General features: G+C 60.3%; 22 protein-coding genes. 13 read left to right on the forward strand and 9 right to left on the reverse strand.

The window, feature by feature from the left end; all coding sequences use genetic code 11:
• The first annotated feature begins 263 nt into the window (after nt 1–263).
• Nucleotides 264–1,553, forward strand: coding sequence for a citrate synthase (gene gltA / locus PSH91_RS19310; protein ID WP_003204440.1), 1,290 nt, complete (start codon nt 264–266; stop codon nt 1,551–1,553).
• Between the two features lie 306 nt (nt 1,554–1,859).
• On the opposite strand, the gene PSH91_RS19315 is transcribed toward gltA, so the two are convergent.
• The 3 genes from PSH91_RS19315 to PSH91_RS19325 all read right to left on the reverse strand — a co-directional run bounded on the left by PSH91_RS19315 (nt 1,860) and on the right by PSH91_RS19325 (nt 4,988).
• Nucleotides 1,860–3,518 carry a cation acetate symporter gene (locus PSH91_RS19315; protein WP_047229598.1) on the reverse strand — a complete coding sequence of 553 codons (1,659 nt, stop codon included), beginning with the start codon at nt 3,516–3,518 and terminating at the stop codon, nt 1,860–1,862.
• Nucleotides 3,515–3,826, reverse strand: coding sequence for a DUF485 domain-containing protein (locus PSH91_RS19320; RefSeq protein WP_047229599.1), 312 nt, complete (start codon nt 3,824–3,826; stop codon nt 3,515–3,517). Before PSH91_RS19320 ends, PSH91_RS19315 begins: the two co-directional genes overlap by 4 nt.
• A 307-nt stretch (nt 3,827–4,133) precedes the next feature.
• The gene (locus PSH91_RS19325; protein WP_076383810.1) at nt 4,134–4,988 is read right to left on the reverse strand and encodes a glycine betaine ABC transporter substrate-binding protein; all 855 of its coding nucleotides are present in this window, start codon (nt 4,986–4,988) and stop codon (nt 4,134–4,136) included.
• Between the two features lie 429 nt (nt 4,989–5,417).
• On the opposite strand from PSH91_RS19325, the gene PSH91_RS19330 reads away from it, so the two are divergent.
• Entirely contained in the window at nt 5,418–6,716 is a 1,299-nt protein-coding gene (locus tag PSH91_RS19330) for a serine/threonine protein kinase (RefSeq protein ID WP_160893106.1), read from the forward strand.
• Nucleotides 6,709–7,497: a VacJ family lipoprotein gene (locus tag PSH91_RS19335; protein ID WP_076383809.1), complete on the forward strand. Its 789-nt coding sequence runs from the start codon at nt 6,709–6,711 to the stop codon at nt 7,495–7,497. Before PSH91_RS19330 ends, PSH91_RS19335 begins: the two co-directional genes overlap by 8 nt.
• Before the next feature lie 133 nt (nt 7,498–7,630).
• Here PSH91_RS19335 and PSH91_RS19340 read toward each other — a convergent pair whose 3' ends face one another.
• Nucleotides 7,631–8,545, reverse strand: a complete 915-nt coding sequence (locus PSH91_RS19340; RefSeq protein WP_076383808.1) for a DUF808 domain-containing protein — start codon at nt 8,543–8,545, stop codon at nt 7,631–7,633.
• Between the two features lie 131 nt (nt 8,546–8,676).
• Between PSH91_RS19340 and PSH91_RS19345 the strand changes: the two genes are divergently transcribed.
• Complete coding sequence (locus tag PSH91_RS19345) at nt 8,677–9,285, forward strand: TetR/AcrR family transcriptional regulator (RefSeq protein WP_305466512.1); 609 nt, start codon at nt 8,677–8,679, stop codon at nt 9,283–9,285.
• Between the two features lie 215 nt (nt 9,286–9,500).
• Here PSH91_RS19345 and PSH91_RS19350 read toward each other — a convergent pair whose 3' ends face one another.
• Together PSH91_RS19350 and PSH91_RS19355 are read right to left on the reverse strand one after the other, a co-directional pair.
• On the reverse strand, nt 9,501–9,959 hold the full coding sequence (locus tag PSH91_RS19350; RefSeq protein WP_305466513.1) for a transposase: 459 nt from the start codon (nt 9,957–9,959) through the stop codon (nt 9,501–9,503).
• Nucleotides 9,960–10,173: 214 nt separating this feature from the next.
• Nucleotides 10,174–10,611, reverse strand: coding sequence for a heme-binding protein (locus tag PSH91_RS19355; RefSeq protein ID WP_173406678.1), 438 nt, complete (start codon nt 10,609–10,611; stop codon nt 10,174–10,176).
• Nucleotides 10,612–10,877: 266 nt separating this feature from the next.
• Between PSH91_RS19355 and gcl the strand changes: the two genes are divergently transcribed.
• The 9 genes from gcl to PSH91_RS19400 all read left to right on the forward strand — a co-directional run bounded on the left by gcl (nt 10,878) and on the right by PSH91_RS19400 (nt 21,785).
• Nucleotides 10,878–12,653, forward strand: coding sequence for a glyoxylate carboligase (gcl, locus tag PSH91_RS19360; protein ID WP_047229606.1), 1,776 nt, complete (start codon nt 10,878–10,880; stop codon nt 12,651–12,653).
• A 137-nt stretch (nt 12,654–12,790) separates the two neighbouring features.
• Nucleotides 12,791–13,573: a hydroxypyruvate isomerase gene (gene hyi, locus PSH91_RS19365; protein WP_047229607.1), complete on the forward strand. Its 783-nt coding sequence runs from the start codon at nt 12,791–12,793 to the stop codon at nt 13,571–13,573.
• Nucleotides 13,574–13,728: 155 nt separating this feature from the next.
• Nucleotides 13,729–14,619: a 2-hydroxy-3-oxopropionate reductase gene (locus PSH91_RS19370; protein WP_047229608.1), complete on the forward strand. Its 891-nt coding sequence runs from the start codon at nt 13,729–13,731 to the stop codon at nt 14,617–14,619.
• A gap of 150 nt (nt 14,620–14,769) precedes the next feature.
• The gene (locus tag PSH91_RS19375) at nt 14,770–16,050 is read left to right on the forward strand and encodes a glycerate kinase (protein ID WP_047229609.1); all 1,281 of its coding nucleotides are present in this window, start codon (nt 14,770–14,772) and stop codon (nt 16,048–16,050) included.
• Nucleotides 16,040–17,455 (forward strand): pyruvate kinase, encoded by a 1,416-nt coding sequence (gene pyk, locus PSH91_RS19380; protein WP_305466517.1) that lies wholly within the window; start codon nt 16,040–16,042, stop codon nt 17,453–17,455. Before PSH91_RS19375 ends, pyk begins: the two co-directional genes overlap by 11 nt.
• Before the next feature lie 124 nt (nt 17,456–17,579).
• Nucleotides 17,580–18,482 carry an urea transporter gene (locus PSH91_RS19385; protein WP_305466518.1) on the forward strand — a complete coding sequence of 301 codons (903 nt, stop codon included), beginning with the start codon at nt 17,580–17,582 and terminating at the stop codon, nt 18,480–18,482.
• A gap of 21 nt (nt 18,483–18,503) precedes the next feature.
• Nucleotides 18,504–19,325: an ion transporter gene (locus tag PSH91_RS19390; protein WP_047229612.1), complete on the forward strand. Its 822-nt coding sequence runs from the start codon at nt 18,504–18,506 to the stop codon at nt 19,323–19,325.
• Between the two features lie 94 nt (nt 19,326–19,419).
• Nucleotides 19,420–20,418: a sulfate ABC transporter substrate-binding protein gene (locus PSH91_RS19395; protein WP_047229613.1), complete on the forward strand. Its 999-nt coding sequence runs from the start codon at nt 19,420–19,422 to the stop codon at nt 20,416–20,418.
• A gap of 161 nt (nt 20,419–20,579) precedes the next feature.
• On the forward strand, nt 20,580–21,785 hold the full coding sequence (locus PSH91_RS19400; protein ID WP_305466520.1) for an MFS transporter: 1,206 nt from the start codon (nt 20,580–20,582) through the stop codon (nt 21,783–21,785).
• A 63-nt stretch (nt 21,786–21,848) separates the two neighbouring features.
• Here PSH91_RS19400 and PSH91_RS19405 read toward each other — a convergent pair whose 3' ends face one another.
• The 3 genes from PSH91_RS19405 to PSH91_RS19415 form a co-directional block, all read right to left on the reverse strand.
• Nucleotides 21,849–22,040, reverse strand: coding sequence for a PLDc N-terminal domain-containing protein (locus PSH91_RS19405; RefSeq protein ID WP_047229615.1), 192 nt, complete (start codon nt 22,038–22,040; stop codon nt 21,849–21,851).
• Nucleotides 22,041–22,111: 71 nt separating this feature from the next.
• The gene (locus PSH91_RS19410) at nt 22,112–22,642 is read right to left on the reverse strand and encodes a hypothetical protein (protein WP_274091342.1); all 531 of its coding nucleotides are present in this window, start codon (nt 22,640–22,642) and stop codon (nt 22,112–22,114) included.
• Between the two features lie 144 nt (nt 22,643–22,786).
• Nucleotides 22,787–23,305, reverse strand: a complete 519-nt coding sequence (locus tag PSH91_RS19415; RefSeq protein ID WP_047229617.1) for an ankyrin repeat domain-containing protein — start codon at nt 23,303–23,305, stop codon at nt 22,787–22,789.
• Nucleotides 23,306–23,381 lie beyond the last annotated feature (76 nt).

The raw sequence follows: 23,381 nt of genomic DNA on the forward strand, positions 1-23,381 counted from the left end.
AGCAGGCCCAAAAGCCCCTGGCGGTCGGTGGCCGAGTATAGACAGTTAGGCTACTAATGACAACGCGTTCACCTTCCCCTAATAGCGCATTGCACATATGAAGCAAAAGGCGTAAACGGCAGGCAATTTCGCGGAAAAAGTCCGGTTAAAGCCTTCTGGAGCAAGACTTTAGGCAAATTGACATTCGAATTTATCTCACTATAGTGGTGCGGGCCCTGCGTGGGGGGTCTGTCTGATGATTCCAAGCATTAATAGGAGGCCACATGGCTGACAAAAAAGCGCAGTTGATCATCGAGGGCGCAGCCCCCGTCGAGCTGCCCATTTTAACCGGCACCGTTGGTCCCGATGTAATCGACGTACGGGGCCTGACGGCCACGGGCCGTTTCACCTTTGACCCGGGTTTCATGTCGACCGCTTCGTGCGAGTCGAAAATCACCTATATCGACGGCGACAACGGCATCCTGCTGCACCGCGGCTACCCGATCGAACAACTGGCTGAAAAGTCGGACTACCTGGAAACCTGCTACCTGCTGCTCAACGGCGAGCTGCCAACCGCAGAGCAAAAGGCCCAGTTCGTCAGCACCGTGAAGAACCACACCATGGTTCACGAACAGTTGAAGACCTTCTTCAACGGCTTCCGTCGCGATGCCCACCCGATGGCCGTCATGTGCGGCGTTGTCGGCGCCCTCTCGGCCTTCTACCACGACTCCCTGGACATCAATAACCCCCAGCATCGCGAAATCTCCGCGATCCGCCTGGTGGCCAAGATGCCGACCCTGGCAGCCATGGTCTACAAGTACTCCATGGGCCAGCCCATGATGTACCCGCGCAACGACCTGACTTATGCAGAAAACTTCCTGCATATGATGTTCAACACCCCGTGCGAGATCAAACCGATCAGCCCGGTGCTCGCCAAGGCCATGGACCGGATCTTCATCCTCCACGCCGACCACGAGCAGAACGCCTCCACGTCCACCGTGCGCCTGGCCGGCTCCTCGGGTGCCAACCCGTTCGCCTGTATCGCCGCCGGTATCGCCGCACTCTGGGGCCCAGCCCACGGCGGTGCCAACGAAGCGGTATTGACCATGCTCGATGAAATCGGCGATGTCTCGAACATCGACAAGTTCATCGCCAAGGCCAAGGACAAGAACGATCCGTTCAAGCTGATGGGCTTCGGTCACCGGGTCTACAAGAACCGCGACCCGCGCGCCACCGTCATGAAGCAGACCTGCGACGAAGTGCTCAAGGAACTGGGGATCAAGAACGATCCGCAACTCGAACTGGCCATGCGCCTGGAAGAGATCGCCCTGACCGACCCGTACTTCATCGAGCGCTCGCTGTACCCGAACGTCGACTTCTACTCGGGGATCATCCTCAAAGCGATTGGCATTCCAACCAGCATGTTCACCGTGATCTTCGCCCTGGCGCGGACCGTGGGCTGGATCTCCCACTGGAAGGAAATGCTCTCCAGCCCGTACAAGATCGGCCGCCCGCGCCAGTTGTACACCGGCTACGAGTCGCGTGACATCACCCAGCTGGAAGACCGCAAGTAAGACCTGCCTTGCAATGAGGTCTTGAGCTGCACCGAAACAGCCCCTGCTTCTTATATAAGAGCAGGGGCTGTTTTGTTTGTGCCTCTTTTCATCTGATCCAGAAGCGGCATTGACAGGTCCGACGTCATCGCGAGCAAGCTCGCTCCCACAGTTGACCTGTTGTGAACACAGAACCTGTACTCACTGAAAATCCCCTGTGGGAGCGAGCTTGCTCGCGATGACGGCAGCCCTGCCATCCTTAAACCCGGCACAAAAAAATACCCCAGCCTCTCGACCGGGGTATTTCTTCAAGCACTTCTCGCTACATCAATGGTTAACCGCCCCACTCGCCCCCAGACCAGTCTGCGAACGCACAAACTGCGGGAAGAACAGTGCACGCTCGTTCACGCCTTCAGCCGACTTGTCGGTGACGGAGAAGAACCAGATGCCGACGAAGGCAATGGCCATCGAGAACAGCGCAGGGTATTCATACGGGAAGATCGCCTTCTCGTGCCCCAGGATCTGCACCCAGATGGTCGGACCGAGCACCATCAGGCCCACCGCACTGACCAGGCCCAGCCAGCCGCCGATCATGGCGCCACGGGTAGTCAGCTTCTTCCAGTACATCGAGAGCAGCAGTACCGGGAAGTTGCAGCTTGCCGCGATGGAGAACGCCAGGCCCACCATGAACGCGATGTTCTGCTTCTCGAACAGGATGCCCAGGCCGATCGCCAGCACCGCCAGGGCGATGGTGGTGATCTTCGACACGCGGATCTCATCCTTCTCGTTGGCTTTGCCTTTCTTGACGACACTGGCATACAGGTCATGGGACACCGCCGAGGCACCGGCCAAGGTCAGACCCGCCACTACCGCCAGGATGGTGGCAAAGGCTACGGCCGAGATGAAGCCCAGGAAGATGCTGCCACCCACCGCGTCAGCCAGGTGCACCGCCGCCATGTTGTTGCCACCCAGCAAGGCACCTGCCGCGTCCTTGAAGGCCGGGTTGGTGCTGACCAGCAGGATCGCGCCGAAGCCGATGATGAAGGTCAGGATGTAGAAGTAACCGATGAAGCCAGTGGCGTACAGCACGCTCTTGCGAGCTTCCTTGGCGTCACTCACGGTGAAGAAGCGCATCAGAATGTGCGGCAGGCCAGCGGTACCGAACATCAGCGCCAGACCCAGGGAGAACGCCGAGATCGGATCCTTGACCAGGCCACCAGGGCTCATGATCGCTTCACCCTTGGCGTGAACCTTGACCGCCTCGGAGAACAGCATGTTGAAGTCGAAGTTGACGTGCTTCATGACCATCAGCGCCATGAACGAAGCGCCCGACAGCAACAGCACCGCCTTGATGATCTGTACCCAGGTAGTGGCCAGCATGCCGCCGAACAGCACGTAGAGGCACATCAGGATACCGACCAGAATCACCGCAACGTGATAATCCAGGCCGAACAGCAGCTGGATCAGCTTACCGGCACCCACCATCTGCGCGATCAGGTAGAAAGCCACCACGACCAGCGAGCCGCTGGCAGACAAGGTGCGGATCTGGGTTTGCCCCAGGCGGTAGGACGCCACGTCGGCAAAGGTGTATTTACCCAGGTTACGCAGGCGCTCGGCGATCAGGAACAGAATGATCGGCCAGCCGACCAAAAAGCCGATGGAGTAGATCAGACCGTCGTAGCCAGACGTGAACACCAGCGCGGAAATCCCCAGGAAGGACGCGGCCGACATGTAGTCACCGGCAATCGCCAGGCCGTTCTGGAAACCGGTGATCCGCCCGCCCGCAGCATAGTAGTCGGCTGCCGAGTTGTTGCGCTTGGACGCCCAGTAGGTAATGCACAAGGTCGCGCCAACGAAAGCCACGAACATGACAATGGCCGAAACGTTAAGCGGTTGTTTCTGCACGGCACCGGTCAGGGCTTCAGCCGCCCAGGCCCCCGGTGCGAAAGCTGCGATGCTCAACAGAGCCATTAGACGCCGGATCATTGCTGAGCCTCCTTGAGAATCGCATTGTTCAGATCGTCGAACTCACCGTTGGCGCGTCGCACGTAGATACCGGTCAGGATGAAGGCCGAGACGATCAGGCCGACACCTATGGGGATACCCCAGGTAATGGTGGACTCGGGCGAAATCTTGGCCCCGAGAACATGCGGCCCGTAGGCAATCAGAAGAATGAAGCCTGAATACAACCCAAGCATGATCGCCGAGAGAATCCAGGCGAACTTTTCTCTTTTTCTCACCAGCTCCTTGAAGCGCGGGCTGTTTTGAATCGAGAGGTAAATGCTGTCGTTCATTGTTTTTATCCTCGCAGCACAGATTTAATTGGAACAGCTCTACTCTATGCGGCTGAAGGCCAGGTTCCAGACGACCTTAGTATTAGAACGACATGACGTTTATCGATTGATGACGAGCACCGTTACCCCTTGTGGGAGCGAGCCTGCTCGCGATAGCGGTGGGTCTGTGGGTGCACCTGTCGAATGTACCGTCGTCATCGCGAGCAGGCTCGCTCCCACAAGGACGTGGGCGAGGCTAAAAAACGCAGGCATAAAAAAACCGCATGACGCCACGTCATGCGGTTTCGAGGATGTTAAACCGGGCGGATTACTTGCCGGTCCACTCCTTCACGCGATCCGGGTGCTTGGCAACCCAATCCTTGGCAGCGGCGTCCGGCTTGGCGCCTTCCTGAATCGCCAGCATGACCTCGCCGATTTCGTCTTTCGAGTTCCACTGGAACTTCTTCAGGAACGCGACCACTTCCGGCGCCTTGGTGTCCAGCTCCTTGCTGCCGATGCTGTTCACGGTTTCAGCCGCGCCGTAAACGCCTTTCGGGTCTTCCAGGAAGCGCAGTTTCCACTTGGCGAACATCCAGTGCGGCACCCAACCGGTGACGGCGATGGATTCTTTTTTCTTCTCGGCACGGGTCAGCTCGGCAATCATGCCGGCGCCGGAACTGGCCTTGAGTTGATACCCGGTCAGGTCGTAATCCTTGATGGCCTGCTCGGTCTTGATCATGACACCTGAACCGGCGTCGATACCGACAATGCGGTTCTTGAAGCTGTCATCGGTCTTGAGGTCGGCCACGGACTGGGCCTTGACGTACTCCGGCACGATCAGGCCGATTTTTGCATCCTTGAAGTTCGGACCGTAATCGACCACCTGATCCTTGTTCTTGGTCCAGTAGTCGCCATGGGTCACCGGCAGCCAGGCCGAGAGCATCGCGTCGAGTTTGCCAGTGGCTACGCCTTGCCACATGATCCCGGTCGCAACCGCTTGCAGCTTCACGTCATAGCCCAGTTTCTGCTTGATGACTTCGGCCGCCACATGGGTGGTCGCGACGCTGTCGGACCAGCCATCGACATAACCGATGCTCAGGGTTTTGGTTTCGGCGCTGGCCAGTGTGGAGCTGATCGCCAGTACCAGTGCGGCACCTGCGCCCAAGAGTCGTCGCATTCTCATCGTTACTTCCCCGAAAGTGCTGCGCCCGACGGATGCCGAGCGGCGTCAACGTATTGTTATGGTGCACAGCGCCCCCATCACGCTCGCCTGCAAAACCGGTTCGAACGTCAGTGGAGTACTGACTCGTTGATCATCAACCTGCGCCGATCTGGAACCTGCTCTGCCTGCGACGTTGAAGCAACGAGAAACGACATCAGAACGCCAGCTACCTGCCTGCGCCATTCGGGCCAACAAAAATGCTCTCCTGCCGGTCACGCCCGAATTCGGCAAACCGCCAGATAACTAGCCGCTACCACGCGTGAACGTGTATCTTCGCGCTACTATCGCGCCCCGTTTGTGCCTGTTTTGTGCCAATCATGGCACTTGGCTTCACTTCGGCGGTCATAGCCTGCGAACTTCAATCGGCATCTTCCTTTAAGGGATCCAGTCATGCTCCATTCCTTGCGCTTCGCTGCCCTCGCCGGCGGCCTTATTCTGAGTGCGTCCGCGCTGGCGGTGGACATCGATGCCGCCAGCTATGGCTACCCCTTGACCAACCCGTTCGAGGCGACCATCGCCACTACGCCACCGGACCTGCGCCCGGAACTGCCCCCGATCGAAGATATCGACCAGGCGGACCACAGCCTGACCCTGCGCCCGGAACGCGAGTTCATCCTGCCAGACAATTTCTGGCCGGTGAAAAGCCTCACCTACCGCATGGCGACCCAGGACAAGCCCGCGCCGCTGATCTTCCTGATCGCCGGCACCGGCGCGCGATACGACAGCAGCCTCAACGAATACCTCAAGCGCCTCTATTACAAGGCGGGTTACCACGTGGTGCAGCTGTCGTCGCCCACCAGCTTTGACTTCATGAGTGCCGCTTCGCGCTTCGCCACACCCGGCATCACCAAGGAAGACGCCGAAGACATGTACCGGGTGATGCAGGCCGTGCGGGCGCAGAACCCCAAGTTGCCCGTGACCGAGTATTACCTCACCGGCTACAGCCTCGGCGCCCTGGACGCGGCCTTCGTCGCCCATCTGGACGAAACCCGACGCAGCTTCAACTTCAAGAAAGTGCTGTTGCTCAACCCGCCGGTCAACCTCTATACCTCGATCACCAACCTGGACAAACTGGTCCAGACCGAGGTCAAGGGCATCAACAACACCACCACTTTTTATGAATTGGTGCTCAACAAGCTGACTCGTTACTTCCAGCAAAAAGGCTACATCGATCTCAACGATGCCCTGCTCTATGACTTCCAGCAGTCCAAGCAACACCTGACCAACGAGCAGATGGCGATGCTGATCGGCACTTCGTTCCGCTTCTCGGCGGCCGACATTGCATTCACCTCGGACCTGATCAACCGTCGCGGCCTGATCATCCCGCCCAAATTCCCGATTACCGAAAGCACCAGCCTGACGCCGTTCCTCAAGCGCGCGTTGCAATGCGATTTCGACTGCTATCTCACCGAGCAGGTGATTCCGATGTGGCGCGCGCGCACCGACGGCGGCAGCCTGTTGCAACTGATCGATCAGGTCAGCCTTTATGCGCTCAAGGATTACCTGCACGACAGTCCGAAGATTGCCGTCATGCACAACGCCGACGACGTCATCCTCGGCCCGGGCGATCTGGGCTTCTTGCGCAAGACCTTTGGCGACCGCCTGACGGTTTACCCATTGGGCGGCCACTGCGGCAACCTAAACTACCGCGTCAACAGCGACGCCATGCTGGAGTTCTTCCGTGGCTAAATATCTCCTGCTTATCGCCGCGTTAATGAGTGCTGGCATGGTCCACGCCGATAACAGCAAGGCCAACGCGCCTGTGGTGGTGGACTCCGACGGTTTCAAGGAACCGTTGAGCAAGCTCAAGTTCAACCCCGGGCTGGACCAGCGCGAATTCGAGCGCTCGACCCTCAACGCCCTGAACGTCTATGACCCGCTGGAGTCCTGGAACCGCCGCGTTTACCACTTCAATTATCGATTCGATCAGTGGGTCTTCCTGCCAGTCGTCGATGGTTACCGTTACATCACGCCAGGTTTCCTGCGCACCGGGGTGAGCAACTTCTTCAATAACCTGGGAGACGTGCCGAACCTGATGAACAGCCTGCTGCAATTCAAGGGCAAGCGTTCGATGGAAACCACGGCACGCCTGCTGCTCAACACCACCGTCGGCATCGCCGGCCTGTGGGACCCGGCCACCGCCATGGGCCTGCCGCGCCAGAGCGAAGACTTCGGTCAGACCCTGGGCTTCTATGGCGTGCCCGGCGGTGCGTATTTCGTACTGCCGATCTTCGGCCCTTCGAACCTTCGCGACACCTCGGGATTGCTGGTGGACTACACGGCTGAATCGGCGATCAACTTCCTCAACGTTTCAGAAGTCAGCGGCAACCACCCGGAACTGCTGCTCCTGCGCGCCGTGGACAAGCGCCACCAGACCAGCTTCCGCTATGGCCAACTGAACTCGCCATTCGAATATGAGAAGGTGCGTTACGTGTATACCGAGTCGCGCAAGTTGCAGATTGCCGAGTAACTCCCGGCCACCCCAAAACCCACTGTGGGAGCGAGCCTGCTCGCGATGAGGGCCTGCCATTCAACATTTATGTTGGCTGGTAGACCGCTATCGCGAGCAGGCTCGCTCCCACAGTTGTCATGTGTTGTCAGATTCAGCTTTTCAGCGCCTTCCAGACCTTGCCAACCACCATCACTCCCGCCAACACCAGCGCCCCCGCCACAATCCCGGCCACCGCATTAAGCAGCAACGGCACAATGAACCCGGCGCCGCCAGCACTGGCCGTCACACCTTCGATCCAGTGATGCACCACCGGCACGCCATGGGTCAGGATGCCGCCGCCCACCAGGAACATCGCCGCCGTGCCGATCACCGACAGGCCTTTCATCATGTAGGGCGCGGCGCGCAGGATGGCGCCACCGACGCTCTTGGCCCATTGCCCCGGCTTCTGCGTCAGCCACAACCCCAGGTCATCGAGCTTGACGATCCCGGCCACCAAACCATAGACGCCGACGGTCATGACGATGGCGATACCCGACAGCACGATCACCTGCTGGGTCAGCGGTGCATCAGCGACGGTGCCGAGGGTGATGGCGATGATTTCCGCCGAGAGGATGAAGTCGGTGCGTATCGCACCTTTGATCTTGTCCTTTTCGAAGGCCACCAGATCGACCGCCGGATTCGCCACGGCCTCGACCAGTTGCGCATGCTCGGCCTGGTCTTGCGCCTTGCTGTGAAGGAACTTGTGGGCCAGTTTCTCGAACCCTTCGAAGCACAGGTAGGCGCCCCCCACCATCAGCAGTGGCGTCACCAGCCAGGGCACGAAAGCGCTGATGGCCAACGCCGACGGCACCAGGATCAGTTTGTTGATGAACGACCCCTTGGCCACCGCCCAGACCACCGGTATTTCCCGCTCGGCACGCACGCCTGACACCTGCTGGGCATTGAGCGCCAGGTCATCGCCGAGCACGCCGGCGGTTTTCTTGGCGGCCATCTTGGTCATCAATGCAACATCGTCGAGCACTGTGGCGATATCGTCGATCAGTAACAGCAAACTGCTTCCGGCCATGGAGGAACTCCTTGAACAATAATGCTGCGCAGCATAGCGCGCCCGACGTGGCCGCGGGGCATTCTTGAGCGCTTCGCGAGGCCGGTGCTACCATGCGCAACCGCCAGAACAGGCAAGGAACCCCTGGGTTTATGAGCACTATCCGCGAGCGCAACAAAGAACTGATCCTGCGTGCCGCCAGCGAAGAGTTTGCCGACAAGGGCTTCGCGGCGACCAAAACCAGCGATATCGCGGCCAAGGCGGGCCTGCCAAAACCCAACGTCTACTACTATTTCAAATCCAAGGAAAACCTCTATCGCGAGGTACTGGAAAGTATCATCGAGCCAATCCTCCAGGCCTCGACCCCGTTCAACGCCGACGGCGTGCCCGGCGAAGTGCTGAGCCACTACATCCGCTCCAAGATCCGCATCTCCCGCGACCTGCCCTTCGCCTCAAAAGTCTTCGCCAGTGAAATCATGCACGGCGCCCCGCACCTGAGCGCCGACCTGGTGGAACAACTCAACGCCCAGGCCCGGCACAACATCGACTGCATCCAGACCTGGATCGACCGCGGCCAGATCGCCCCCATCGACCCCAACCACCTGATGTTCAGCATCTGGGCGGCCACCCAGACCTATGCCGATTTCGACTGGCAGATCAGCGCCGTGACCGGCAAGGCGAAGCTGGTTGAGGCGGATTACGAAGCGGCGGCGCAGACGATTATTCGGTTGGTGTTGAAGGGGTGTGAGGTGGATCGCTAGGCTCAGAACCGTGCCGCGGCCATCGCGAGCAGGCTCGCTCCCACAGGGGATTTTCTGTGTTCAGACATTTTGTGTCCATCACATAAACCCTGTGGGAACGGGCTTTCTCGCGCAGACTCGCCCCACAGGGTTCTGCTGTGAATGTAGATTCTGCGAGCAACCTAAATCCCTTGTGGGAGCGAGCCTGCTCGCGATAGCGGCAACTCGATTTCGAGTCAAAGCCAAATGGCATCCCACAGCGGATAATCGCCAAGCCGCTTCACGAGACCTGCCCGCAACGGGTTAGCGACGACATAGCGCGCCATTATGATCAACTCGTCTTCCCGCCGCAGTGCGCGGTCATGAAATCCTTGCTGACAAAGGCTGACTTTATTACCCAGGCGCAGATTTACAGCTTTGGTACTCAATGATTTGATCCTTTGCATCAACTCACTCAAAGATCCCCTTCGCAACTCGATCAACCAATGGAAATGATCAGGCATGACCACCCAAGCCAATGAGTCGGCCCAGCCTTGCTCCTGAGCTTTTCGAAATTGCTCAACGACCAATCTACCCAGGATAACGTCCTTAAAAATTGGTATGCGGCCAAATGTGTTGGTGGTCAGTAAATAGACCCGACTGGATTCGGCGTAGCGACCGAGGCGCAGTCTATGTGAAGCAGGTGAACCAGGCATTCCTTGCCCCTTTGATGATTGACTCATGAAGAAGGCTAGATCTGTGCATGCCTGGATAGGAGGCAAACTTTTAGCTGGATGTGTCTGCTGGATGGCTATCGCGAGCAGGCTCGCTCCCACAGGGGATTTGCGGTGCCCATACATATTGTGTCCGCCCAAGTCCACCTGTGGGAGCGAGCCTGCTCGCGATAGCAATAGGTCAGTCAATACAAAATCAAGCCACCCCCGCATCCGCCATCAACCCCACTCCCTCCACGGCCCTGATCGCAACCTGCTCATCAACATCCGAGGTATCGCCACTGATGCCAATGGCGCCCAGCACCCTCCCCTCCTGATCCCTGATCAACACCCCACCCGGGGCCGGTACGACGTTGCCTTGGCCCAACCCATTCAAAGCGGCAAAGAACGCCGGGCGTTGTTGGGCGTCCTGGGCGAGCAAGCGTGAGCCCTTGCCCAGGGCGATGGCGCCCCAAGCCTTACCGAAAGCGATCTGAGGGCGAAGCAGGCTCGCGCCGTCTTCGCGTTGCAAGGCAATCAGATGGCCGCCGCTGTCCAGGACCGCAATGGTCAGCGGTGCAGCGCTGATTTCACGGCCTGCGGCAAGGGCTTGCCCCGTCAGGCTGACGGCGACTTTCAAGGTTAAAGCGCTCATGGGTGCTGTCCTTTCTTTGTTGTGGGAAACGTTCCTGGCATTGCCTTTGGCAAAACCAGATGCAAACAATAGAACACAATGATAATATTTTTTGTATACAATAAATCCAACAACGTAACCTTATCGACGAAAAGCCACAGCATTTACGGCCTTCCGACGAATGAAACAGGTGCTTGAGGAAATGGATTGACCTGCGCCGTCCGCCGTGAATACACTCAGCGCAAAGCCACTTGTATACAATTACAAAACGTAAGAGGCACAAAACAATGAGCAAAATGAGAGCAATCGAAGCCGCCGTTCTGGTGATGCGCCGTGAAGGCGTGGACACCGCCTTCGGCATCCCGGGTGCCGCGATCAACCCGCTGTACTCTGCCCTGCAAAAGGTGGGTGGCATCGATCATGTCCTCGCTCGCCACGTTGAAGGCGCCTCCCACATGGCCGAGGGCTACACCCGCACCAAGGCCGGTAACATTGGCGTGTGCATCGGCACCTCGGGGCCGGCGGGGACCGACATGGTGACGGGGCTCTACAGCGCTTCGGCCGACTCGATCCCGATCCTGTGCATCACCGGCCAAGCGCCCCGCGCCCGCCTGCACAAGGAAGATTTCCAAGCTGTGGATATCACCAGCATCGTCAAACCGGTGACCAAGTGGGCCACCACCGTTCTGGAACCGGGCCAGGTGCCGTACGCTTTCCAGAAAGCCTTCTTTGAGATGCGCTCCGGTCGCCCGGGCCCGGTGTTGATCGACCTGCCGTTCGACGTGCAGATGGCCGAGATCGAATTCGACATCGACGCCTACCAACCGCTGCCCCTGGCCAAACCCGCCGCCAACCGCGTACAGATCGAAAAGGCCCTGGCCATGCTCGATCAGGCCGAGCGCCCCTTGCTGGTGGCCGGCGGCGGGATCATCAACGCCGATGCCAGCGAGCTGCTGGTGGAGTTCGCCGAGCTGACCGGCATCCCAGTCATCCCTACCTTGATGGGCTGGGGCACCATCCCTGACGATCACCCGCTGATGGTCGGCATGGTCGGCCTGCAAACCTCCCACCGCTATGGCAATGCGACGCTGCTCAAATCGGACGTGGTGCTGGGTATCGGCAACCGCTGGGCTAACCGCCACACCGGTTCGGTGGATGTCTACACCGAAGGCCGCACCTTCATTCATGTGGACATTGAGCCGACCCAGATCGGCCGTGTGTTTACCCCGGACCTGGGCATCGTGTCCGACGCCGCTTCGGCACTGACGGCGTTCATCGAAGTCGCCCGCGAATGGCAAGCCGCCGGCAAACTGAAAAACCGCAGCGCCTGGCTGCAGGACTGTCAGCAGCGCAAGGCCAGCCTGCAGCGCAAGACCCACTTCGACAACGTGCCGGTCAAACCCCAGCGTGTGTACGAAGAAATGAACCAGGTCTTCGGCAAGGACACCTGCTACGTCAGCACCATCGGGCTGTCGCAGATCGCCGGGGCGCAGTTCCTGCACGTCTACAAACCGCGCCACTGGATCAACTGCGGCCAGGCCGGCCCGTTGGGCTGGACCATTCCGGCCGCACTGGGGGTGGTCAAGGCCGACCCGAGCCGCAAGGTCGTGGCGTTGTCGGGCGACTATGACTTCCAGTTCATGATCGAAGAGCTGGCGGTAGGCGCGCAGTTCAAGCTGCCGTACATCCACGTGGTGGTGAACAACTCCTACCTGGGGTTGATCCGCCAGGCCCAGCGCGGGTTCGACATGGACTATTGCGTGCAACTGTCCTTCGACAACCTCAACGCCCCGGAACTCAACGGTTATGGCGTGGACCACGTCGCCGTGGCCGAGGGCCTGGGTTGCAAGGCGCTGCGGGTGTTCGAACCGTCCGGCATCCAGCCGGCGCTGCGCAAGGCCCAGGAGTTGATCGAGGAGTTCAAGGTGCCGGTGATCGTCGAGATCATCCTGGAACGGGTGACCAACATTTCCATGGGCACCGAGATCAACGCAGTCAACGAATTCGAAGACCTGGCGCTGGTGGGCAACGATGCGCCGACAGCGATTTCGTTGCTCGATTGAATGCCGACGCACTCCTGTGGGAGCGAGCTTGCTCGCGATGACGGCGCTACATTCAACATGGATGCAAGCAGACACACCGCTATCGCGAGCAAGCTCGCTCCCACAGGGGGCCTGCCAACTATTTATAGGAGACCACCATGCCGCGTTTTGCAGCCAACCTGTCCATGCTGTTCACCGAGCAGGATTTCCTCGCCCGTTTCGAAGCGGCCGCCAAGGCCGGTTTCACGGGTGTCGAATACCTGTTCCCTTATGACTACAGCTCCGCCGAGCTCAAGGCGCTGCTCCAGGCCAATGGCCTGACCCAGGTGTTGTTCAACCTGCCGGCCGGCGACTGGGCCAAGGGCGAGCGCGGCATTGCCTGTCTGCCGGACCGGGTTGAAGAGTTCCGCTCGGGCGTTGACCTGGCGATCGCTTATGCCCAGGTGCTGGGCAACACCCAGGTCAACTGCCTGGCCGGCATTTGTCCGCAGAACTGCGACAAGGCCCTGGTGGAGAAAACCTTCGTCGCCAACCTGAAATACGCTGCCGAGAAGCTGCAGGCCAAAGGCATCAAGCTGGTGATGGAAGCCATCAACACCCGCGACATTCCCGGTTTCTACTTGAACAACACCGCCCAGGCCCTGTCGATCCGCGAGCAGGTGGGCAGCGCCAACCTGTTCCTGCAATACGACATCTACCACATGCAAATCATGGAAGGCGACCTGGCCCGGACCCTGTCGGCGCACCTGGGTCAGATCAACCATGTGCAACTGGCCGACAACCCGGGACGCAACGAGCCGGGAACCGGCGAGATCAACTACCGCTTCCTGTTCGAACACTTGGACCGCATCGGTTACCAGGGCTGGGTCGGCTGCGAATACAAGCCGCTGACCAGCACGGAAGCGGGTCTGGGGTGGCTGAAAAGCCATAACGCAGTCTGACCCAAAAAATCCCCTGTGGGAGCGAGCCTGCTCGCGATAGCTGTAGTCCAGCCAACCTATTCGTTGAATGTGAAACCGACATCGCGAGCAGGCTCGCTCCCACAGAAAAGCAGTCTCATTTGCTGAAGCGGCAATAAAAACAAGAGGATTTTCTCATGGCTAAAATCGGATTCATCGGCACCGGCATCATGGGCCACCCCATGGCAATGAACCTGCAAAAGGCCGGGCACAGTCTGTTCCTGAGCCAGCACCACGACCCGGCCCCCGCCGATCTGCTGGCCGGCGGCGCGGTGGCGCTGGCCAACCCGAAGGAAGTCGCCCAGGAAGCCGAGTTCATCATCGTCATGGTCCCGGACACCCCGCAGGTCGATGACGTGCTGTTTCGCGCCGATGGCGTCGCGGCGGGCGTGGGCACGGGCAAGGTGGTCATCGACATGAGCTCGATCTCCCCCACCGCCACCAAGGCGTTCGCGGCCAGGATCAATGAAAAAGGCGCGCAATACCTCGATGCCCCCGTGTCCGGTGGTGAAGTCGGCGCCAAAGCCGCCACACTGAGCATCATGGTCGGCGGCGACAGCGGCGCTTTCGAGCGCGCCCTGCCGCTGTTCCAGGCCATGGGCAAGAACATCACCCTGGTGGGTGGCAACGGCGACGGCCAGACCGCGAAAGTGGCGAACCAGATCATCGTCGCGCTGAACATCCAGGCCGTGGCCGAAGCCCTGCTGTTCGCCGCGAAAAACGGCGCCGATCCGGCCAAGGTTCGCGAAGCGTTGATGGGCGGTTTTGCCTCTTCGAAGATCCTGGAAGTACACGGCGAGCGCATGATCAAGGGCACCTTCGATCCGGGCTTCCGCATCAGCCTGCACCAGAAGGACCTGAACCTGGCCCTGCAAGGCGCCAAGGAGCTGAACATCAACCTGCCCAACACCGCCAACGCCCAGCAAGTTTTCAGCACCTGCGCGGCCATCGGCGGCAGCAACTGGGATCACTCGGCGTTGATCAAGGGGTTGGAGCACATGGCGAATTTCTCGATTCGCGACAAGTAAACCTGCACTAACCCCTGTGGGAGCGAGCCTGCTCGCGATAGCGGTCTTACATTCAACACATAAAGTGACTGGATTAACGCCATCGCGAGCAGGCTCGCTCCCACAGGGAATCGAGTCGCTTCATCCAATAATAAAAATCGGGAGTCCGCCATGTCGGTCGATCCGCAACAATTGCTGCGCGAGCTGTTTGCCACAGCCATCGATGCGGCCCATCCGCAGCATGTCCTTGAACAGTATCTGCCCAGCGATCGCAGCGGCCGGGTGATCGTCATCGGCGCCGGCAAGGCCGCCGCGGCGATGGCGCAGGTGGTCGAGCGCTGCTGGCAGGGCGACGTCACCGGTTTGGTGGTGACCCGCTACGGCCATGGCGCGCCTTGCCAGAAGATCGAAGTAGTGGAAGCCGCTCACCCGGTGCCTGATGCGGCGGGCCTGGCGGTGGCCCAACGGGTGCTGGAGCTGGTCAGCAACCTCAACGAAGACGACCGGGTGATTTTCCTGCTGTCCGGCGGCGGCTCGGCGTTGCTGGCGCTGCCGGCAGCTGGCATCACCCTGGCCGACAAGCAATCGATCAACAAGGCTTTGCTCAAGTCCGGTGCCACCATCGGCGAGATGAATTGCGTGCGCAAACATCTCTCGGCAATCAAGGGCGGGCGCCTGGGCAAGGCCTGCTGGCCGGCGACGGTCTACACCTACGCGATTTCCGATGTGCCCGGCGACCTCGCCACGGTCATCGCCTCCGGCCCCACCGTGGCCGACCCCAGTACGTCGGCCGAAGCCTTGGCGATCCTCAAGCGCTACAACATTGAAGTACCGGCCTCGGTGCGCAACTGGTTGCAAAGCCCGGAATCGGAAACCGTCAAACCCGGCGACCCGCGCCTGGCCCGCAGTCACTTCCAATTGATCGCCCGTCCCCAACAATCACTGGAAGCGGCGGCGGTGAAAGCCCGCCAGGCCGGTTTCAGCCCGTTGATCCTCGGCGACCTGGAAGGCGAATCCCGGGAAGTGGCCAAAGTCCACGCCGGTATCGCCCGGCAAATCGCCCTGCACGGCCAGCCTCTGGCGGCGCCATGCGTGATCCTCTCCGGCGGCGAAACCACAGTCACCGTGCACGGCAATGGCCGGGGCGGACGCAACGCAGAATTCCTGCTCAGCCTGACCGACAGCCTCAAGGGCCATCCCGGCATTTACGCACTGGCCGGTGACACGGACGGCATCGACGGTTCCGAAGACAACGCCGGCGCCATCATGACCCCGGACAGCTATCGCCGAGCCGCCGAACTGGGCCTGAGCGCCAGCGACGAGCTGGACAATAACAATGGCTACGGCTACTTCGCCGCGCTGGAGGCGTTGATCGTCACCGAGCCCACGCGTACCAACGTCAACGACTTTCGCGCCATCCTGATTCTTGAGAACCCTAAACATGACGCCTGATAAAAAGGTCAAGATCCTCGCGACCCTTGGCCCCGCAACCCGTGGGATCGATGACATCCGTGAACTGGTGCAGGCCGGTGTGAATATTTTCCGCCTGAACTTCAGCCACGGCGAGCATGCCGACCACGCCCAGCGCTACCGGTGGATTCGTGACGTCGAGCAGCAACTCAACTACCCACTGGGCATTCTGATGGACTTGCAGGGCCCGAAACTGCGAGTAGGCACATTCGCCGACGGCAAAGTGCAGCTGCAACGCGGCCAGGCCCTGCGCCTGGATCTGGACGCCACGCCCGGCGACGAACAGCGGGTCAACCTGCCCCACCCACAGATCATCGCGGCCCTGGAGCCGGGCATGGACCTGCTGCTGGACGACGGCAAGCTGCGCCTGCGTGTGACCACCAAACACGCCGATGCCATCGACACCCAAGTGCTCAACGGCGGCGAACTGTCAGACCGCAAAGGCGTGAATGTGCCCCAGGCCGTGCTCGACATGAGCCCGCTGACCGCCAAGGACCGTCGCGACTTGAGCTTTGGCCTGGAGCTGGGCGTGGACTGGGTGGCGCTGTCGTTCGTGCAGCGCCCCGAGGACATCCGCGAGGCGCGTGCGTTGATTGGCGACAAGGCATTCCTGATGGCCAAGATCGAGAAACCGTCGGCGGTGACCCAGCTTCGGGAGATCGCCGAACTGAGCGACGCGATCATGGTTGCCCGGGGTGACTTGGGTGTCGAAGTGCCGGCCGAAAGCGTGCCGCAGATCCAGAAGAACATCATCGGCACCTGCCGCGCCCTTGGTAAACCGGTGGTGGTGGCCACGCAGATGCTCGAATCCATGCGTTTTTCTCCCGCACCCACCCGAGCCGAAGTCACCGATGTGGCCAACGCCGTGGCTGAAGGGGCCGATGCAGTGATGCTGTCGGCGGAAACCGCGTCGGGCGATTACCCCCTCGAAGCCGTGCAGATGATGAGCAAGATCATCCGCCAGGTGGAGAACGGCCCGGATTACCAGGCGCAGTTGGATGTCAGCCGGCCGAAGGCCGAAGCCACGGCGTCGGACGCCATCAGTTGCGCAATCCGGCGTATCAGCAATGTACTGCCGGTAGCGGTGCTGGTGAACTACAGCGAATCGGGCAGCTCCAGCCTGCGGGCGGCGCGGGAGCGGCCGACGGTGCCGATCCTCAACCTCACGCCCAACCTGCAAGCAGCCCGCCGTCTGACCGTGGCCTGGGGCGTGCACTCGGTGGTCAATGACCGGTTGAAGCAAGTGGATGAAGTCTGTTCCACCGCCCTGGAAATTGCCCAGGCCCAGGGCATGGCCCAGCGTGGCGACACCCTGCTGATCACAGCCGGCGTGCCGTTCGGGCAGCCGGGGTCGACCAATTCGTTGCGCATCGAGACGTTGATCTAGCGTTTGTACTGGCCTCATCGCGAGCAAGCTCGCTCCCACAGGGGTTTTGTGAACACCACAGATCCAGTGTGGGAGCGAGCCTGCTCGCGATGAAACCCACTCGGTCTCTCAGACACGCCTAGCCATGCCCTACACCCACTGCCCCGACTGGGCCACAGCCCTGCTCAACGGCTTCAGCCAGATTTTCCTCCAGCGTCATCCGCTGTGCGGTCTGCTGTGCCTGCTGGCGATTCTCTTCACCGCACCCGCCTTGTTTGGCGGTGCGTTGCTCGGCGGCGTGGCCGGGTTGCTCACCGCCCAGCGACGCGGTTATGCGAAGGTTGATCGACAGGCCGGACTGTTCAGTTACAACGGCATCCTGCTGGGCCTGTTATTGAGCCTCGCGTTACCCTGGTCAGCCGTGTTGCCGCCATTGATTATTGCCAGCGGCGGCCTCAGCGCGATGTTGACCGAGCAATGGCTCAAGCGCAGCCGTGGCCCTCAGTGCCTGCCCGCCTACACCGCGCCGTTCGTGGCGCTGGGCTGGTTGCTGCTGAGTTTTGCCCCGGCACAGCCCTCACCCATTTCAGTTGAACTGACGATGCCCGATTTGCTGGCCGCTTGTTGGAGCGGACTCGGTCAGGTCATGTTTCTCGACCAGCCATTCGCCGGTGCGCTGATCGCTGTGGGATTGTTGATTGCCAATCCACGCGCCGCCGGGTGGGCGATGCTGGGTTCAGCCGCAGGCCTGGCGTTCTCCCTGCTGCATCACGACACGACCCAAGCCCTGTCGGGGCTCGGCGGTTATAACCCGGCCCTGGTGGCGCTGGCCCTCAGCCAACAACGCCGCCAGCGATGGTTGCCGCTGGCGGGTATTGTGCTGGCGGTCATGCTCACACCGGGCTTTCTTGCCCTCGGTCTGGCGCCGCTGACCGCGCCCTTCATCCTGGCCGGCTGGCTGGTTCATGCCACCCACCGCGTGTGGCAACAGGCCAGTCGGGACACTGCGCCTTGCGCTTTGCGGGGCAATCACCCTAGGCTTCGCTGACTATTGGTTCAGGCGAAGGTTATGGATAGCAGCAACTGGCGTGAACGCCTCTACGTGATCATTTTCCAGACCGACACCGTGGCCGGCCGGCGCTTCGACAGCACACTGCTGTTGATCATCCTCGCCAGCCTGGTGATCGTGATGCTCGACAGCATCGACAGCGTGCACCAGAACTACGCCTCCCTGCTGGCCGCCATCGAATGGGGGTTCACCTTCATCTTCATCGTCGAATATGGCCTGCGCCTGTACTGCTCGCCCAAGCCCCTGCGCTATGCGTTCAGCTTCTACGGCCTGGTGGACTTGCTGGCGATCGTGCCCGGGATCCTGGCGCTGTACTACAGCGACGCCCAGTATCTGCTGATCGTTCGCATCATTCGCATGCTGCGGATTTTCCGCGTGCTCAAGCTCAGCCCTTACCTCAAGCAAGCCAACTACCTGCTGGCGGCGCTGCGGGGCAGCAAGCAGAAAATCATCGTGTTCCTGGTCAGCGTCTCGACCCTGGTGACCGTGTTCGGCACCTTGATGTACGTCATCGAAGGTCCCGAGAACGGTTTCACCAGCATTCCCAAGGGCATCTATTGGGCCATCGTCACACTGACCACCGTGGGCTTTGGCGACATCGTGCCCAAGACGGCATTGGGCCAGGTGGTTTCGTCCCTGGTGATGATCACCGGTTACTCGATCATCGCCGTGCCGACGGGCATTTTCACCGCTGAGCTGGCCACGGCCATGCGCGGTGACCAGCTCAAGCATGATTGTCCGGTCTGCAGCAAAAACAACCACGATCATGGAGCTGCGTTCTGCTCCCGTTGCGGCAATGCGCTGTTTAAGAAATTGGAATAAGCAAAGCACTTTTTAATGCTTGATGGCCTATTGGCTTGCCGCTAGTGTGCCGGCTAATTGCCCGGAACCCCTTTCAAATAAAAAGGAATTCGCAGTGAAGAACTTCTTTGGTGCCTCCCTTCTCGCCGCTGGCCTGACCTTTGGCAGCCTGGCCCACGCCGCCCCGCCCCTGCTCAACGTTTCCTATGACGTGATGCGCGATTTCTACAAGGACTACAACACGGCTTTCCAGAAACACTGGCAGGCCGAGCACAACGAAAACATCATCGTGCAGATGTCTTTCGGCGGTTCCAGCAAGCAGGCACGCTCGGTGATCGACGGGCTGCCAGCTGACGTCATCACCATGAATATGGCCACCGACATCAATGCCCTGGCGGATAACGGCAAACTGGTGCCCGAAAACTGGGTCACCCGCTTGCCGAACAACAGTGCCCCGTTCACCTCGGCCACCGTGTTCATCGTGCGCAAGGGCAACCCGAAAGCGCTGAAAGATTGGCCCGACCTGCTCAAGGACGGCGTGCAGGTGATCGTGCCCAACCCAAAGACCTCCGGCAACGGTCGCTACACCTACCTGTCGGCCTGGGGGTATGTGCTCAAGAATGGCGGTGACGAGAACAAGGCCAAAGCCTTCGTCGGCAAACTGTTCAAGCAGGCGCCGGTACTGGATACCGGTGGCCGTGCCGCGACGACCACTTTCATGACCAACCAGATCGGCGACGTACTGGTGACCTTTGAAAACGAAGCCGAGATGATCGCCCGCGAATTTGGCCGCGACCAGTTCGAGGTGATCTACCCGAGCGTTTCTGCCGAAGCCGAGCCACCGGTGAGCGTGGTCGATAAAGTGGTTGAGAAGAAAGGTTCTCGCGAGGCCGCCGAGGCCTACCTCAAGTACCTGTGGTCGCCCGAAGGCCAGGAAATCGCCGCCGCCAACTACCTGCGCCCACGGGACCCTGCGGTACTCGCCAAATACACCGACCGTTTCCCGAAAGTGGACTTCCTGTCCGTGGAAAAAACCTTCGGCGACTGGCGCACAGTGCAGAAGACTCACTTCAATGACGGTGGGGTTTTCGACCAGATCTACAGCGGGCAATAACGTCCTATCCACATTTGATCGTTCCCAGGCCCCGCGTGGGAACGATCACGCCTGTTTCATCATCAATAGCAAGCATGTCCGATATCAGCCACAAAGCCTGTTCCAGAGCCCGCTAACTCTTTAGCCTCACGCCATCCTTTCAAGCTACTAATGAGATTGCCATGAGTGCCCATCCCTCCTCCGTGCCCGCCGGTACAAGCCTGACTCGCGGCATGGTCCTGCTCTTCGCCTTCTGCTGCGGCGCCATTGTCGCCAACATCTACTACGCCCAACCCATCATCGAACTGATTGCACCCGACGTCGGCCTGAGCAGCACCATGGCCAGCCTGATCGTCTCGCTGACTCAGATCGGTTATGCCCTGGGCCTGTTTTTCCTGGTGCCACTGGGGGACCTGCTGGAAAACCGGCGCCTGATGATCCTCACCACCGTTGTGGCGATTGCCAGTCTGTTGGCGGCAGCGTTCACCGACCAGCCGAACGTGTTCCTGCTGGTCTCGCTGCTGGTGGGGTTCAGTTCGGTGTCGGTGCAAGTCCTGATCCCGCTGGCCGCGCACTTGGCCCCGGAAGAGTCCAGAGGGCGGGTCGTGGGCGGGATCATGGGCGGCCTGCTGCTGGGGATTCTGCTGGCGCGGCCGATCTCAAGCGTGGTGGCCGATCACTTCGGCTGGCGGGCGATGTTCATGATCGCCGCCGCCTTGATGGCGGCGATCAGCATCGTCCTCGCATTGACCGTGCCCAAGCGCCAACCCGACCACAGCGCCTCTTATGGCCAGCTGCTGGGCTCGCTCGGCACCCTGTTGCGCCAGCAGCCATTGTTGCGCCAACGAGCCTTTTACCAGGCCTGCATGTTCGCCACCTTCAGCCTGTTCTGGACCGCCGTGCCGCTGGAGCTGTCGCGCAATCATGGCCTGTCGCAAACTGAAATCGCCCTGTTCGCCCTGGTCGGTGCCATTGGCGCCATCGCCGCGCCCATTGCCGGTCGCCTGGCGGATGCCGGTCATACCCGCATCGCTTCGTTGCTGGCAATGCTGTTGGCCAGCCTGAGTTTTCTGCCAGCGTTCATCCATCCGCTCTACAGCGTCATCGGCCTGGCGGTTACGGGCGTGGTGCTGGATTTCTGTGTGCAGATGAACATGGTCCTGGGCCAGCGCACCATCTATGCCCTCGATGCCAAAAGCCGCAGTCGTCTCAATGCGCTGTACATGACCAGCATCTTCGTCGGCGGCGCGTTTGGTTCATCGATTGCCAGCGCGGTGTACGAGCGCGGCGGCTGGTTATGGGTGGTGATCGTCGGCAGCGGCTTCCCGCTGCTGGCCTTGCTGAGTTTCCTGAAGACCTCGAAAAAACACGCACTGGCGACGGCCTGATACCGTCGCGACAGGGTCGCAATGCCCGGCGGCCGAGGCCTGCCGGGCAACATCAAAAAGCGGTCAGATCCGCACGTTGCCTCGCGGCCCGGCAATCGCCCAGATGATCAGGCCCAGCACCGGCAACAGAAGGATCAACAGCACCCACAGGACTTTTGCCCCCGTTCCCGCGCCACTCTTGAGCACATTGATGATCGCCCAGATATCGAGCGCCAGGATGATCAGGCCAATCAGGCCGTTGAAGGTGGAACCCATGGTGTCGCTCCCAGATGGTGATATGCCCACTTAGGATAGCGGGGGCCCGGCGAGGGTTCCGTTTTATTGCGTCAGACGTGGATCGCAACCTTCAACGCTTCCAGGGCCGGCGCGGCGGCGATGCCGACTTCGGCGCACAGCTCCAGCACGCGCGGCACGTCGTTGCCATACACCAGAACCATTTGCAGTTCATCGTCGAGCAACTGGCTGAAATTCATCAGCACATAAGCGCCGTTTTCCTTGTTCAGACTGCTCATCTGGATCTGGATGCGATTGAGCGCCGTCAGGGCTTCGGTTTTCGCCAGTTGCTTGGGCTTGAGGTTGAAGGCCACACCGGGGCCGAACGAGGCAACGATCTGTTCGAACAGCTCTACATAAGTGTCGGCCTGAAACAACACGGTGTCCGGCAGGCTACCCACCACCACCCACTCGCCCAGTGGAATCGGGAAGCTGTCGTCGTAGTTGATGTCCGGGTTGGCCGCCAGAAAAGCCGCCGGGTCGGCGTAGGCCTGGGCCGCTTCGTCAGCGATTTTCGCAACGTCCGCATCGCCCAGGCAGCCGGAGCTTATTTTGCTGATGAGTTCGACGAGTGCGGCTTTCATGGGGAAAATCCTGTGGCGATTGGGTTTTGAGGGCGCGCAGGATAGCGCATCACATTGATTGAGTCAGAAAGCTGTGGCCTGGGAGCTTTTGTGGCGAGGGGATTTATCCCCGCTGGGCTGCAAAGCAGCCCTAAAAGATAGGGATCAACCCAACAACTTCTCCAACTGCGCCGTGGTATCCACCGCGCCCATGGTCCTGGCTGCATCCAGCGCCGAGACGCCGTTTGCATCCTTGGCCTTGGGGTCGGCGCCTTTGCTGATCAGGTAATCGACGATCTCCACACGATTGAACATCGCCGCCATCATCAACGCGGTGCGACCATCGAAGGACGAGCCTTCCACCTGCGCCCCGCCGTCTACCAGCGCGGTGACCACGGCCAGGTCGCCCTTGAACGCCGCACCGGCAATCGGGCTCTGGCCATTGTCATTGCGGATTTCCGGATCGGCCTTGTTTTCCAGCAATACCTTCACCGTCTCCACATGCCCGTGGTAAGCGGCCAGCATCAGCAAGGTGTCACCCTTGTGATTGCGCAGGTTGGGGGGCAAACCTTTGCTCAGCAAGGCGGCCATCATGGCGGCGTCACCCTGGCGTGCGACATTGAACACCTGTTCGGCAAACTCCGCAGCCTCTTCCGGGGTCATCTGGCGGCTTGTATCGGACATGGGAAACTCCACTTAAGTCTTCGCAAAGCGACTAGTTTCCCGAGGGACTCCAGGCCTGTCATCCCTTTTTTCTCTG

The organism is Pseudomonas sp. FP1154, assembly GCF_030687245.1.
Taxonomy (GTDB): Bacteria; Pseudomonadota; Gammaproteobacteria; order Pseudomonadales; family Pseudomonadaceae; genus Aquipseudomonas; species Aquipseudomonas rhizophila.

Coding starts and splice junctions, on each gene's coding strand:
- PSH91_RS19400 (WP_305466520.1), top strand. CDS start 20,580: ATGAGTGCCCATCCCTCCTCCGTGCCCGCCGGTACAAGCCTGACTCGC.
- PSH91_RS19340 (WP_076383808.1), bottom strand. CDS start 8,545: ATGGCCGGAAGCAGTTTGCTGTTACTGATCGACGATATCGCCACAGTG.
- PSH91_RS19405 (WP_047229615.1), bottom strand. CDS start 22,040: ATGGGTTCCACCTTCAACGGCCTGATTGGCCTGATCATCCTGGCGCTC.
- gltA (WP_003204440.1), top strand. CDS start 264: ATGGCTGACAAAAAAGCGCAGTTGATCATCGAGGGCGCAGCCCCCGTC.
- PSH91_RS19350 (WP_305466513.1), bottom strand. CDS start 9,959: ATGCCTGGTTCACCTGCTTCACATAGACTGCGCCTCGGTCGCTACGCC.
- pyk (WP_305466517.1), top strand. CDS start 16,040: ATGACGCCTGATAAAAAGGTCAAGATCCTCGCGACCCTTGGCCCCGCA.
- PSH91_RS19375 (WP_047229609.1), top strand. CDS start 14,770: ATGTCGGTCGATCCGCAACAATTGCTGCGCGAGCTGTTTGCCACAGCC.
- hyi (WP_047229607.1), top strand. CDS start 12,791: ATGCCGCGTTTTGCAGCCAACCTGTCCATGCTGTTCACCGAGCAGGAT.
- PSH91_RS19415 (WP_047229617.1), bottom strand. CDS start 23,305: ATGTCCGATACAAGCCGCCAGATGACCCCGGAAGAGGCTGCGGAGTTT.
- gcl (WP_047229606.1), top strand. CDS start 10,878: ATGAGCAAAATGAGAGCAATCGAAGCCGCCGTTCTGGTGATGCGCCGT.
- PSH91_RS19355 (WP_173406678.1), bottom strand. CDS start 10,611: ATGAGCGCTTTAACCTTGAAAGTCGCCGTCAGCCTGACGGGGCAAGCC.
- PSH91_RS19370 (WP_047229608.1), top strand. CDS start 13,729: ATGGCTAAAATCGGATTCATCGGCACCGGCATCATGGGCCACCCCATG.
- PSH91_RS19315 (WP_047229598.1), bottom strand. CDS start 3,518: ATGATCCGGCGTCTAATGGCTCTGTTGAGCATCGCAGCTTTCGCACCG.
- PSH91_RS19410 (WP_274091342.1), bottom strand. CDS start 22,642: ATGAAAGCCGCACTCGTCGAACTCATCAGCAAAATAAGCTCCGGCTGC.
- PSH91_RS19345 (WP_305466512.1), top strand. CDS start 8,677: ATGAGCACTATCCGCGAGCGCAACAAAGAACTGATCCTGCGTGCCGCC.
- PSH91_RS19385 (WP_305466518.1), top strand. CDS start 17,580: ATGCCCTACACCCACTGCCCCGACTGGGCCACAGCCCTGCTCAACGGC.
- PSH91_RS19390 (WP_047229612.1), top strand. CDS start 18,504: ATGGATAGCAGCAACTGGCGTGAACGCCTCTACGTGATCATTTTCCAG.
- PSH91_RS19330 (WP_160893106.1), top strand. CDS start 5,418: ATGCTCCATTCCTTGCGCTTCGCTGCCCTCGCCGGCGGCCTTATTCTG.
- PSH91_RS19320 (WP_047229599.1), bottom strand. CDS start 3,826: ATGAACGACAGCATTTACCTCTCGATTCAAAACAGCCCGCGCTTCAAG.
- PSH91_RS19325 (WP_076383810.1), bottom strand. CDS start 4,988: ATGAGAATGCGACGACTCTTGGGCGCAGGTGCCGCACTGGTACTGGCG.